The sequence below is a fragment of the Altererythrobacter sp. C41 genome, assembly GCF_016803135.1.
Taxonomy (GTDB): Bacteria; Pseudomonadota; Alphaproteobacteria; order Sphingomonadales; family Sphingomonadaceae; genus Pelagerythrobacter.
Window position 1 is genome coordinate 1 of sequence record NZ_JAEVFE010000013.1, and the last position, 12,824, is coordinate 12,824.

General features: G+C 55.1%; 11 protein-coding genes. 2 read left to right on the top strand and 9 right to left on the bottom strand.

What is annotated here, in order from left to right; translation table 11 throughout:
• Positions 1-128: 128 nt before the first annotated feature.
• From JNO53_RS14470 to JNO53_RS14510, 9 genes are all read right to left on the bottom strand, one after another.
• Positions 129-1,301 (bottom strand): glycosyltransferase family 4 protein, encoded by a 1,173-nt coding sequence (locus JNO53_RS14470; RefSeq protein ID WP_203113109.1) that lies wholly within the window; start codon positions 1,299-1,301, stop codon positions 129-131.
• Positions 1,302-2,474: a polysaccharide pyruvyl transferase family protein gene (locus tag JNO53_RS14475; RefSeq protein ID WP_203113112.1), complete on the bottom strand. Its 1,173-nt coding sequence runs from the start codon at positions 2,472-2,474 to the stop codon at positions 1,302-1,304. It lies immediately after the preceding gene.
• Entirely contained in the window at positions 2,471-3,376 is a 906-nt protein-coding gene (locus JNO53_RS14480; protein ID WP_203113115.1) for a hypothetical protein, read from the bottom strand. Before JNO53_RS14480 ends, JNO53_RS14475 begins: the two co-directional genes overlap by 4 nt.
• 56 nt (positions 3,377-3,432) lie before the next feature.
• On the bottom strand, positions 3,433-4,674 hold the full coding sequence (locus JNO53_RS14485; protein ID WP_203113130.1) for an oligosaccharide flippase family protein: 1,242 nt from the start codon (positions 4,672-4,674) through the stop codon (positions 3,433-3,435).
• A gap of 109 nt (positions 4,675-4,783) precedes the next feature.
• The gene (locus JNO53_RS14490) at positions 4,784-6,070 is read right to left on the bottom strand and encodes a glycosyltransferase family 4 protein (protein WP_203113133.1); all 1,287 of its coding nucleotides are present in this window, start codon (positions 6,068-6,070) and stop codon (positions 4,784-4,786) included.
• A gap of 8 nt (positions 6,071-6,078) precedes the next feature.
• The gene (locus JNO53_RS14495) at positions 6,079-6,672 is read right to left on the bottom strand and encodes a sugar transferase (protein WP_203113136.1); all 594 of its coding nucleotides are present in this window, start codon (positions 6,670-6,672) and stop codon (positions 6,079-6,081) included.
• 9 nt (positions 6,673-6,681) lie between these two features.
• Entirely contained in the window at positions 6,682-7,836 is a 1,155-nt protein-coding gene (gene wecB, locus JNO53_RS14500) for a non-hydrolyzing UDP-N-acetylglucosamine 2-epimerase (protein ID WP_203113139.1), read from the bottom strand.
• 30 nt (positions 7,837-7,866) lie between these two features.
• The gene (locus JNO53_RS14505; protein ID WP_203113142.1) at positions 7,867-8,982 is read right to left on the bottom strand and encodes a polysaccharide biosynthesis C-terminal domain-containing protein; all 1,116 of its coding nucleotides are present in this window, start codon (positions 8,980-8,982) and stop codon (positions 7,867-7,869) included.
• Positions 8,979-10,013, bottom strand: coding sequence for an SDR family NAD(P)-dependent oxidoreductase (locus JNO53_RS14510; RefSeq protein WP_203113155.1), 1,035 nt, complete (start codon positions 10,011-10,013; stop codon positions 8,979-8,981). Before JNO53_RS14510 ends, JNO53_RS14505 begins: the two co-directional genes overlap by 4 nt.
• A 505-nt stretch (positions 10,014-10,518) precedes the next feature.
• Between JNO53_RS14510 and JNO53_RS14515 the strand changes: the two genes are divergently transcribed.
• Both JNO53_RS14515 and JNO53_RS14520 read left to right on the top strand, forming a co-directional pair.
• Positions 10,519-12,018: an O-antigen ligase family protein gene (locus JNO53_RS14515; RefSeq protein ID WP_203113158.1), complete on the top strand. Its 1,500-nt coding sequence runs from the start codon at positions 10,519-10,521 to the stop codon at positions 12,016-12,018.
• Positions 12,019-12,178: 160 nt separating this feature from the next.
• Positions 12,179-12,805 (top strand): polysaccharide biosynthesis/export family protein, encoded by a 627-nt coding sequence (locus JNO53_RS14520; protein ID WP_238401965.1) that lies wholly within the window; start codon positions 12,179-12,181, stop codon positions 12,803-12,805.
• Positions 12,806-12,824: the final 19 nt, after the last annotated feature.

The window sequence follows — 12,824 nt, forward strand, 5'->3', positions numbered from 1 at the left end:
GCCTCCGCTTCCTTCAGCACGCCGATGATCTGCTCTTCCGAAAACCTCTTACGCTTCATCTCGTCCGTCCTTCCATCAGGGCCGGACTCTAATCGAACGTGGAGGAAAATCAGGGGGTCAGGTCACCTCTACACCATGGGTGACGGCAGGGCGCTCCCTTGGAGCATCGAATAGAGCATTGCACGATTATTCTCCCTGTCTCGGGTGGCCTTGCTTTCATCATTGCCACGCGCATGGGCGGCGCGGCGCATAGCCTGACGCTCCTCTATGCTTAACTCTGCAAATGCGTGAATCCAAGTAATGAACCCTTGCCGGTCATCTAATGGCAGTGCAGCCCCAGCCCCCTGTTCTTTTAGATCACCCCAAGGTGTCTGATCACTGATCAAAGTCGGCAAACCGGCTGACAGTGCCTCTCTGATCACGTGCCCGTAATTTTCGCCCAAGGTAGGAAAGAAAAAGAAATCATAACCAGCCAGTACCCCCTCTGCCTCTTCGGGACGCAATTCTCGCCGGAAGCGCGCGTGAACATGCTCCGGCAGCTTCGCAATCACAGCTTCACATGCCTTCCAATACTCCTTGTCTTCTATAATCCCATATATATCATAAGTTATCGGAACACGTACGTTCTTCAAAATTTCAAGCGCACCAAGTAGATTCTTCTTTGGACTAATTCGTGAAAGGAATACGGCGCGCAGTGATCCAGGAGATATATCTAGATCCCTGAGTGGTCCGCCTTGCTGTGATAAATCGAGCGCCACCGCGATGTCGCGGTCCCCAAGCTCTCTTCTAATGTCATTCGCCTCATGATCCGACGACGCGTGAAACGTGACACCACGGTATAGGCCGATCGCCTTAGCGATCCGGAGGAAGGCGTGCTTCTTTGCTGCCTTTACCTTCAAGGCACCGAGAGAGAGTTCGCCGCGAGGGGCGAGCAGAACTGCAGCTGGCGGTAACCGACCGAGGCGTTGCTCTAGGAGCGGGCGCAAGGTGGCACCGGGGCTAAACAGACTGTTCAGATAGATGAGATCCACGGACATGGCCTTCAAAGCGGTACGTAGCGCCTGCCATCCGCTCGCCCCCGGCGACCGATAAAATACCTGCGCTTTGCCTACCGGCGTCCACCTGTTTGCGATAATGTTCTGGTACGGCGCGTCGTCCCCCAGATCCCTATCAGCCGTTACGATGTGGAAGGCAAAATCATCACCAAGTTGGTCAACCATCGCGGCGACCGTACGGATTGGACCTCCAGCTTTATAGCCCGGTAAATAATGACCGACGAAGGTGAGTATCGTAGGTTGCATCTATTCGCATTCCTCGGATAGGCGCTGTACTGTCGACAGTTTATGGCGAGGGATGGCGTCGAGCACTCGCATTCCGCCCTGCTCGGCCTCCCGCCCAAATGCCGTAGCTCGCTCAAAACAAAGCCGGAAATCTTGGTGGAGAATGTCTGCAAATGTAAGCGCGGTTAAGCCAGAAGAATCTGCATACGGCATCGTCAGCTCATTAAACACCGAGCGCATTTTTCCGTTAATTGCGATTCCGTATGCGGCAACTCCCTGCGATACAGCGATAATAGCAGGATGCATTCGCGTCGTAATAACCACAGAAGCTGACCTAATTAACTCCGCAACTTCGTCCGTGTCGATCGGATCCGGAGGTAACCACCGGAAACCCGGAATAGAACTCCACGCGGCCATTTCGCGAACCTTAAAATCATAATTGGAGCGGACTTCCGAGTGCCAGCCGAGAACCTCATAGCCACAGTTCGAGGCTTCGATACAGATCTCAACGAGTCTTGTGAGAGGATAAGCACCTTCAGGCATAACGCCGGGGCAAATCAACAACCGCCTCCCACGCGAAGCCCAGCGCTCTGACCCAGCGGCTGCCGACTTGCTCAGAAGCGACGGAATCATGAAGACCGCGTCCTTATTCTGTAGAATCTGACATTCTTTGCCTTCGAGTAGCTGAGTGATCCGCTCAAAGCTTTGTCGGTCGCGCAATATTAGCGTCGTGTTGCGGTGGCCCAGATAATGCCTGGCCATCAAACGAGCCAAGGGAGACAACGGCCAATCCATACCAACCGACCATGCTACGAACGGTATGTTATGCCGACGAGCAGCCGCAGCCATATGACAGACTCGAGCAAACATTCCAAAAAGAGGATTCGGAACTCGATATTCTTTGAGCTGCTGCCCTCCACCGATAATGACGGCATCAAATTCACTCATCGCCTTTAGGGGGGCAATTTCAAACCGACGAAGGTCAAGCATCGGGATGGCCGTGCCGCCAATCGTACGCTCCACATATTCAGGATCTATGCACGAGAATGTTACATCCACACCATTTCGCTGCAAAAATCGCCCCATACAATAGGCGATTGCATTGTCCCCCAGATTGGCTTTTCCGTATGGACCATCGAGCAATACCCGGGGGCGCCTCTCACGCTGCGCGACCCGCGGAAGATCATTCATCATGCTACGAAGCCTGTCCCATATTTCATCACGTCCTGCATGAAATCGACACTTTTGAAGGAAAAGTAAGCCATGATAGCCAATACGGCGGGATGAGCCGTCCTTCCCTCTTTTATCATATAATAAAGAAATATACTAACCGTGAGCATATTAACGCGCTGCCCACCCAGAATGAACGTCGCGACTAACGGCAAAGCCAAGGCCATCAACATGTTAGTCCTGTCACGCGTAACCCACATCGCTATCATGAACAAAAGAACGGCAGAGGATGCGTCAATATAATTATAAGATGTATATAGACTTACTTTCTGCAAGATAGGTTCTTGATAAAGGAAAAGGAATAGCAGGAACAAAGAAAATGTCACGATTAGCGCAAGTATTCCCTTCAACGATTCTGCGTCACCTCGACGTAAAGATTGGAGAGCTTCGCGAAATCTCTGGGGAACAAGGATAGACAGGAAAACAATTATTACGGAAAAGTGACTCAACAGAGACGCCGCGACAGCTAGGCCGCGCCAAGCCTTGGGCAGAATTGCCGCCAATATTGCAAATATATACGCAAATTTTAGACGCTCTGCAGATGTAAGAAGAACGAGAAGGTAGAAATTGCTCATCATAAGGAGCATAAATACATAATTCACCCTTCTCTTCGCAAGCAAGAGAAATAAGGATGAAATTAGTATTGCATTAAATATCGATATTACAACCTTTTTTTCGAAGTAAGAAGACGCAACCCACATTATAATACCGTAGAGCGGCTCCTTCGATCCCGTATATCTATACTGGACGTGGATGATGTAGCCAAATGGCGTTCGCCTTAGTGCATCATAAAGCCCTGTGTAGTGCTCCTGATCTCCTGCAGTATAGTATCCAAGTATCCAATATGAAAACAGGTAGCTAGCCAATAGAATAGCCACAAGGAGGACATACCACGAAAAATGGCTAATAGAATTTTTCTGCATCATATACTAAGCTCGCCGCGCCGATGCCCCAGTAGGATCGCAGATGAGACGTATAGGCCTTTAATGATCGCTGCAGCCAAGACTCCGATAGCGATCCCTAGCGCCCCCATGTTGACGAACACGAAAGCGATCGAAAGCAACGATGCAGACCAGATGGCCATCCCAATCAAGTTTACCGACGCCTTGTCGTTGACAAGAAGCAAGTTTATCAGGGGCTGTTGTCCAGAAATACATAATCCGGCAGCAACCATCACGAGGAGCACGGCCGCGCCGCCGACAAAATCCGGTCCCATCGCCGCCATTATCTGAGGGGCGAAGAAGGCTAGCGGTGTACCAACAGCGATCGCGGCCGCGACCTGAATGGCCAGTATTGAGATTATAAATTTCCTAGTCTCTCCACGATCTCCACGCGCTTTCAGTGACGAGAGAATTGGGAAGGCGGCGCGGTTGGTAATGCTGCTCATGAGGATGACTAGGCCAAGGATATTATTGCAGAAGCCAAATACACCGACCGAAGCAAGTCCGGTTGGAGACGAATGCTTCAAGATGATCTGTGCCAACCACATGGTTGGTGCCCAAAGCGCGGAACTGAGGAACACCGGCACCCCGAAGGACAGCAGCAAAGGCAAATCGGAACGGCGAGCTGGTATCCAGAAATTCACGCCGCGCAACGCTAGCAGCCGAACATAAAACCGCAGCAGCAGCAACGCCTTTAAGCCGTTTGTCGCGGCTAGGGCCACAACCGCTCCGTGAAAGCCCCACCGCGCCGCCGCCAATGGCACAACCACGACCAAGGCCAACGCTGAAGCCAGCGAGACAATCCCTAAAACCCTCCCTTCCTCGAGCGATAGCATGATCGTGAAAAGCAGGCCATGAACCGCAGCCAATACCACCCAGACAAGAATCCAGTAGATGACTGATGATTGGGCAGGAAGCCCCAAGACCCCAGTCGTGATGGTCGCGCTTCCGGCGATCCCGGCGAAGATGAACGCGGACGCCGTCGCGAGTATCATAAGCGCACATAGATTCACGACTTCCACAGCACGCTGGAAACTCTCTTCCAGCATCGCTGGGATATAGCGCGCCAAAATAGTCCCTGCACCGAGGATGATAAATATCTGAGCTGTATTAACCATCCCTTGAGCCAGCGTGAGACGCCCGTAATCGGGAGCCCCCAGTATCTTCGCGAGAATTAGGATAGCTACTGCCAATGCGCCCTTTTCTAAGGCAAACGCGACCATACTCCAGCTCGCGAGCCTGAAGAATCGTGTAAGCGAGTCGGAACCCCGCAACCACGAACGTGCGCCTTCTGGCAGGAACCGAAGCGCAGGCGTAAATAATTGGCCAGGTTCAAATTTGGTCAAACCATGTCTCGTCATTCGAGGACGCATCGTTGCGCTCTTCACGCCCTGCATGTGTACCGCGGGCAGGAACCTGTATCGCAAGCGCCCGGACCCAAGAATGCAGCACATCCCTGCGGTTCACGATCGTACTGCTACCGGAACCGAGTGGACGGCTCTCCCAGCCATTGGCAATTAGCAACAATGTCTCGCTAATCGCCACGCAATCGCGTCCGGCGCTAACCCAACCCAGACCTTTACTTGTCACCATATTCGCCAATTCACTGGCTGTATCGACGATCGTGAGGATGGGTAAGCCGAGCTCCAGATATGTGAGTGTCTTCGACGGAAAAGCATAGCGTTGAATACCAGATTCGACCGAAACCAGCCCGATATCCGCATCCGCGATCACACGCCGCGCTTCTTCATAAGGAAGATGCGGCAAGATACGAACATTGGAAAGGTCTGCTGCCCTCTTTTGGAGGCGCGGCAAGGCTTTGCCCTCGCCCATCAGCAGAAACTCCAACTTGGGGCAGTCAGCTTCAATCAATCGCATCGCTTCGACGACAGCCTCTAATCCCTGAAAGTTACCCAAATTTCCCGCAAAGATCAGTTGTATCTTACCGTCATCGCGCGGCGGAGAGGCGACCCTCGACATAACTTGATCGTCGGTCGCGGTGAAATCTTCCAGAGGAAAATTGTTTAGAATAAGCAATTTACGAGGATTACCGAGTTTACGAACAGCCGCCGCCATGTCGGCAGAGAGCGTGACAAGTAGGTCTGCGCGACTTCGCGTGCGGCGTTCGATGCGCGCCATTATGCGGTAAAGGAGGCCACCCTGCCGCCAAAGGTTCATGTGCCCGGCCAGCTCCGGATAGAGATCCTGACAATGATACAGAAATTGAGCACCAAACAGACCGGCGATCGTCCGCCCTGCCCAGCCTTGAATTACCGGCGGTATCGTCGCCGTCCAGACTAGATCGTAACGCGCGCCCCGCGCTCGCCGGACGACAGCCTTTAATAAGAGCCGGGGGACAAAAAGCAGTTTGTCGAGCAGCCGCATCGGCTCCGTAGCGACGCGATCCGGCAGGCGCGCGAGACGCTCCACCCTGATCCCGTCGACCGAGGTGTGACGCGGGACAGAGAGGCTACGGTCACTGGGCTTGTAACAGGGCTCCTCCGCCCAAATTGTCACTTCATGCCCTGCCTCGACCAAAGTGCGGGCGATACTGCGTAGCATCGAGGCATAGGGCGGGCTATCAGGCCAGAAATGACGATAAAGGATCAGTATCTTCATATCTGATCCTAATAACCGGTCAACGTTCGCCAGATGTAGCGAAAATCGTCGCGCAACCTGTAGTTAAGATAATAACGCCGATTGATCGTGACCTTGTCAGGCCAAATTACCTCGTCATTATATGCTTGTGGGTCGGCCTGTGTGGCCAGGAGCGCTTCCTCCTCGCGATATTTTAGCGTTGCGGGACCGGTTATGCCGGGTCTTAGCTTCAAGATCACGCGATCGTCGCCCGTCAGACGATCAGCATAGCCCGGTACGTCCGGACGAGGACCGACCAGACTCATTTCTCCTTTCAGCACATTCCACAATTGCGGCAGTTCGTCGATTTTCCATCGACGCAACTGCGCGCCCAGAGGAGTTATGCGTGCGTCCTTGCCGCTGGTGATGGTCGTGCCTGTGATCGCTCGCATCGTGCGTATCTTCAGGACAGTGAAAGGCTCCCCGCCACGACCGATCCTCCGCTGGCGAAACAGTCCGCTCGAGCCGGTATCCCTCCGCGCAAGGATAATGGCGATCACAATCACAGGTGACAAGCAGATGAGCCCGATAGTGGCCGCGCTGACGTCAATCGTACGCTTCAGGGCAGCTTGGATTAGAGACATCGAACTACCTCACACATAATCGTGCACGCGAATGCCGTCCCAATCATTGGACAATCTAGCAGTGCCAAGAATCAGCTTGACTACACGTTCGGATGTATTCCGGATCGCATAATCGTGCGGAATCGGACAATGCTCGCCGCGCCTGCCGCGATCCCCATGGGCCTTCGTCACGAGATCGATGGCTTCGACAATCGTATCGCTACGCAATCCCGTAACGATGATATTTCCCGTATCGATCGCCTCGGGCCGCTCGATCGCATCGCGGGGGGTGATCGCGGGGAAATCAAGGATGCTCGATTCCTCGGCAATGGTGCCGCTGTCGCTGATTGCGCAAAAAGCATTCATCTGGAGATGATTGTAGTCGTGAAAACCGAACGGTTTGAGATCACGGATGCGGGTGTCGAGGGTGACGCCGTCCAGCGCAGCGAGCCGCTTGCGCGTGCGCGGATGCGTCGAGACAATTACCGGAAAATCGTACTTCTCGGCCAGCAGGTTAAGCGCAGCGACGAGTTGGCCCAACCGCTCCTTGCTGTCGACATTCTCCTCCCGATGGAGCGAGACGATAAAGTATTTACCAGCATCGAGCTCAAGCCGACTCAGAATATCGGAATGCTCGATCGAATCCCGATAGTGCTCGAGCACCTCCCGCATCGGTGATCCGGTGAGATAAACGCGGCGATGCGCCATCCCTTCACTGAGCAGGTGTCGCCGCGCATGTTCGGTATAGACGAGGTTGAAATCGCTGATGTGATCGACGAGCCTGCGGTTGGTCTCCTCCGGCACATTGCGGTCGAAACTGCGGTTACCTGCCTCCATGTGATAGACAGGGATTTTCATCCGCCGTGCCATGATCGCGGCGATCGCACTGTTCGTATCACCCAGAACAAGCAGCGCGTCGGGACGGTTGGCGCGCAGTTCTCTTTCGGTCTCTATCAAGATACCGCCCAGCACGGCGCCCAGGCTGCTGGTGTCCACGCCGAGAAAATTGTCGGGTTTGCGTACACCAAGATCCGCAAAGAACACGTCGTTCAGTTCATAATCCCAATTTTGTCCGGTGTGGACGATCCTGTGATCGCAATGCTCGTCAAGCGCCGCCATCACCCGGGACAAGCGGATGATTTCAGGACGCGTGCCGAGGATCGTGGTGACTTTCAGTTTGGGCATCCGCAGCAAATTCTCTCGTTGCGCGCGACCTTAGACCGGATCGGCATAGGTATCGGGATTAGCGGGGTCGAACAGACGATGCGACCAGAAGAAGGTGATCACATCCTCCTTGCCGCGGTTCTCGATATTGTGTGTGTGCAGCGGCGGCATGTCGATGGCAACAGGCCGGTCGCCCGAAACCGCAAACTCATGCACTTCGTCGGTCAGGACCCGGCGGATCCGGATTATGGCATCGCCCTTCACCACCAGAAAGCGCTCAACGAGATCGAGATGGAAATGGTCGCCACGCTTCTGGCCCGGTACCGTGGTCGACAGGAAACTCTGCGCGGCGCTTCCACCCTTTGCGCTCTCGAATAGAACTCCGCGTGGATCAGCGTTGACTTTCAATGCACGCGGATAATGGTCGGGATACCCCCCTGTACGATAACTGTTGAAGAGCGAGAGATCGAAGGGGTCGGTCAGGTCGGGAAAGATATTCGCAGTGTAAAGTGCATGAAAGTCCACCAGTTTGGCGTAGAGATCGGTGACGGCAATGTCCCGGCCCTTAGGTGCGATGCGCCCTGTCCGCTTCTCTATCAATGCATCTATCGCCGTCTGGGCGGCGGCGCCCGCGTGCAGCAACTGAACTCGGCCGTCAGCGTTAATGCTCGGAGTTTCACCACGCCATATTTTGTCGATTAGCGTCGCGGTGACATTGTTGTAGTAGGGTCGCGCGCATTCGCCGAAGATGTGCGGTAGCACCAGATCGCTATACGCGAGCGAGGAGGCCTCCAACACTTCACCGGCGATCCGCTTCGAGCGGCCATACGGCGTGTCACTCGCAGCATGGGTCGAGTTAGCATAGACGATGCGGGGTTTCACGCCCGCCGTCTCGCAAGCGCTCACGAGCGCGCGTGCGATCTCGGGATTGGCTTCTTCGACCATCCCGTCATCACCGCGATTGACTCCGGCGAAATGAAGAATTGCGTCAACACCCTTCAGCGCGGAAGCGAGTTTCGCGCCATCGACGAAGGTTGCATGATCGATCTGCACCAGTTCGTGCGGCGCCGCCTCGCTACGAAAACGAGCCGCGCAGATCTGCGCGTGGATACGGCTGGCCGCATGCCAACCGATCAGCCCGCGCGCACCGGTTACCGCGATCTTCACGGACGCGCCGCCTGCCACGCAGTCACTTCAGCCTCCACTTCGGGAAGCGACATCAGCAGCTCCTTAATCGCCGGCACATCGAGCTGCTCGGCGTTGTGCGAGTGAAAATCCTGATAGTCGTGCGTTTCCTCCTCACCTTCGCTTACATACGCGTTGTAGTGAAGATCGCGCTCGTCGAGCTGTAGGCGATAGTAATCGCCGAGATCCTCAGCGCTCGACAGCTCCTGTGCACTTGCGAGGGTCTCGTACAGCTTCTCCGCATGGCGCCACCCGATGACACTCACGGCGTGGTCGGGAACGCCAAAGAGTTCCTTCAAGGCAGTAACCAGATCTGCGATCGTGGATGCGGGCGCCTTCTTTATAAACAGGTCACCCTGCCGCGCATGATCAAACGCAAAGCGCACGAGCGCTACGCTATCGCGCAAAGGCATGAGAAAGCGAGTCATTTCGGGCTCTGTCACCGTAATCGGCTGACCTGCCTTGATCTGTCTGATGAACAACGGAATGACCGAGCCGCGCGAATACATGACGTTACCGTAACGCACGCAGCTGATCGTCGTATCAGCATTGCTGCCAATCTCGCGCGCTGCCGACTGCGCCAGCTTTTCCATCAAAGCTTTCGACATGCCCATTGCGTTGATCGGCATCACTGCCTTGTCGGTCGAAAGACAGACGACACTCCGAACCCTGCTTGCGAGCGCAGCTCGGATAACATTTTCCGAACCTAGAATATTGGTGCGAACCGCCTCAAGGGGGAAAAATTCGCAGCTCGGGACCTGCTTTAATGCCGCCGCATGGAAGATTGCGTCAACGCCAGCAACGGCTCGATCGACACTGCTACGATCGCGAACATCGCCGATATAATATCGGACTCGTCCATCCTTGATCTGATTGCGGAGCGCATCCTGCTTCTCCTCATCACGACTCAAAATTCGGATCTCGCCTATGTTGTGCGATAACAAATCGCGCAACATAGTCTTTCCAAAGCTCCCTGTCCCCCCTGTAATCAGAACCGAATTGATAGAAGACATATTTTCCGCATCAACCTTTTCTTCAATGATTCACTATAGGTACTATAGAAACTCTTCGACATCCGTCGCAGAGCCTGTCACTCTCCGCGCCTTTGTGGTGTACCATCCCTGCCGACGACCACTGCAGAACCAATGTGCCATTTTAGTGTATGCTACGATCTTTGGACTAGATTGCGAGCGCATGCCGGTCTCGCCGTGGAGGCACGCAATAGATATTTTGAACGATTGCGCAAATCCTCACGCTTGTCAGCGCGGTGACGCGTGTCGTGAGCACGCTCAAGCACGCGCGATTGCGGTCTCGCGCTTCCGACCATGACCGGTGCAGGCCGGTGCGCCACACCGTCACGTCAATCCGCCGAGGAAAGTTTCCCGCCTGCTGCCTTCTCTTTTCTTGACCTGGTGAGGTATGGTTGGAAGAAAGCGAGGAACGCCAGTGATGATGCGCCGCTGAATAGTTTGGCGGTTCGCTTCGCCTCAACACCACCGATTATCAGGAACGTAGCAAATGGCGACACAGGTTCCCACGCAGTCTCGTCGCAAACGCTCGCCACACCGCAGAGTGATCGAAGGACTTACATCTTCACGCGCACGCGCGCGCATTCTATGCGCATTTCTGCTGGCTGTATTCTTTACCGGCGGCAGTTCGCGGCCCGATATGCAATCGCTAGTTTTGCTTCGGCCCATCTCGTTATTCGTCCTAGGCTACGGCTTACTCACGCTCTCGCGCAAGAGTGTTCGCAATCATTGGCCGCTCGTCACCATTGCGATCGCGACTGTCGGGTTGATGATACTTCACCTCTTCCCGCTACCGTCCGAATTGTGGCAAGCGCTCCCCGGACGCGAGATAATCGCCGAGATCGATGAACTGCTGGGCCTCGTTGGTACATGGCGCCCATTAACACTCGATCCTCAGGCAACCCGCAATGCACTGATGGCGCTTGCGCCCCCCTGCGCCGCTCTTGTTTTGGGAATCCAGCTTGATAAACGCCAGCATGAGACATTGCTGACGTTTGTTCTCAGCCTAGGAGCGCTCACGGCCGTTTGGGGGTTGCTGCAGCTGATGGGTAGTCCCCGGGGACCGTTTTATCTTTACAGTATAACTAATTACGGCTCCCCTGTGGGACTATTCGCTAGTCGGAATCACCAAGCGGTATTTCTCGCCAGCCTGATTCCGCTAATGTACTGCTGGAGTCATCTCGCTCAAGGATCCTGGAAGGACCTACGCACCAGCAAGGGCAGGCGTGGGAGCATCGCGGTCGCCGGTGTTCTCCTGCTTGTTCCACTCGTTCTTTTGACGGGCTCGCGCGCCGGACTCCTGGCACTCTTTCTTTCGATATGTGTGACGGCAGCTGTGATCGCCATCACCTCGTCTGCCCCCGGTAAGCGGCACGGACGAAGTCCTTCGGCGTCAGCCCGCATTGCGCTCCCGATCGCGGGGGTTCTCACTATCGCGGGGCTTGCTTTTGTTACGATCAGCCTGGGACGCGATCAAGCCTTCGAGCGATTAGTCGGCTCGGATCCCGTTGCCGACATGCGCGTCGACATCGTCCCCACAACCTGGCACATCGCGGTAGAGAACTTCCCTTGGGGCACCGGTATTGGTTCGTTTGACGACGTGTTTCGCATCTACGAGCCAAATACGCTTCTCATGCCTCAGTATGTAAATCACGCCCACAACGACTTCCTCGAAGTGTTGATGACCGGCGGGCTGGCGGGCGTTTTGATCATGGCGACGGCGATTGTATTCTTCGCCGCTCAGACCTGGGCGATCATTCGAGGTGGACGTACGACTATCCGTGCCAACATTTGGCCAGCTGCAGCACTGACCGCACTGGCGATCCTGTTCATCGCATCGCTCATCGACTATCCCCTGCGGGTCCCGGCAATGGCGAGCTATGCAGTTTTACTCGCGATCTGGGCTAGCAAGGGATCATACGTGGCGGATCCCTCGGAATACGGTCGACACGATCCGCGGATGGGCCAACGCTCCGAACAGAGCTCCTAATTCACAGAAGCCTGGGCTTGCTTATCGAAGGCGCTCCGGTAAGTGCTCGATACAGATGCGATATTGGACGAAGAGAATGTCAACAATCAGGTATTTCCTCGTCTGCCTTACGGCGGCCAGCCTACTTGCCGGATGCGTCGGCAAGGATCGTTCCGTGGCGATGGCGCCTGGGATCGAGTTAACCGACCTCGACAGCCTTCCGCCTCCCGATGGGGGCTACGTTACCCGCGTGCAGCCTGGTGATCAGCTCGAGATCACGGTTCTCAATTCCGAACCGCTGAGTGGTACTTATATCGTGGATGATCAGGGAAATCTGGATTTTCCGTTGGCCGGCGCCATCAACGTCGAAGGGGAATCCGCAGCGGGCGTCGGTGAGAAGGTCGCGCAGCGGCTTGCAGGCAGATTTCTCCGGGACCCCAGTGTGAGCGTGATTCCCGCGGAGTTGTCGCAGCCGACAGTGTCGGTCGGCGGGGAGGTCGAAAAACCCGGAGCTTATCCGGCCCGACTTTCTCGGACGCTCGCACGGACGATCAACAACGCCGGCGGCCTAGCAGAATACGCCAAGTCGGATGATGTCGTGGTGATGCGGACCGTTGGCGATACAACCTACATAGGTGTCTACAACATCGAGGCGATTCAACGCGGCAACTATCCGGATCCGCGGATTTATGCCGACGACATCGTCACGGTCGGCGATTCTCCGGCGCGCCGACGGCTCGATACCATCCTGCAGTTCGTACCCCTGCTGACATCGAGCGCGATCATGATCGATCGCCTTGGCAACTAATCGGTCGAGAAGAAATCTA

Coding starts and splice junctions, on each gene's coding strand:
- JNO53_RS14470 (WP_203113109.1), bottom strand. CDS start 1,301: ATGCAACCTACGATACTCACCTTCGTCGGTCATTATTTACCGGGCTAT.
- JNO53_RS14475 (WP_203113112.1), bottom strand. CDS start 2,474: ATGATGAATGATCTTCCGCGGGTCGCGCAGCGTGAGAGGCGCCCCCGG.
- JNO53_RS14485 (WP_203113130.1), bottom strand. CDS start 4,674: ATGGTCGCGTTTGCCTTAGAAAAGGGCGCATTGGCAGTAGCTATCCTA.
- JNO53_RS14490 (WP_203113133.1), bottom strand. CDS start 6,070: ATGAAGATACTGATCCTTTATCGTCATTTCTGGCCTGATAGCCCGCCC.
- JNO53_RS14495 (WP_203113136.1), bottom strand. CDS start 6,672: ATGTCTCTAATCCAAGCTGCCCTGAAGCGTACGATTGACGTCAGCGCG.
- wecB (WP_203113139.1), bottom strand. CDS start 7,836: ATGCCCAAACTGAAAGTCACCACGATCCTCGGCACGCGTCCTGAAATC.
- JNO53_RS14510 (WP_203113155.1), bottom strand. CDS start 10,013: ATGTCTTCTATCAATTCGGTTCTGATTACAGGGGGGACAGGGAGCTTT.
- JNO53_RS14515 (WP_203113158.1), top strand. CDS start 10,519: ATGGCGACACAGGTTCCCACGCAGTCTCGTCGCAAACGCTCGCCACAC.
- JNO53_RS14520 (WP_238401965.1), top strand. CDS start 12,179: ATGGCGCCTGGGATCGAGTTAACCGACCTCGACAGCCTTCCGCCTCCC.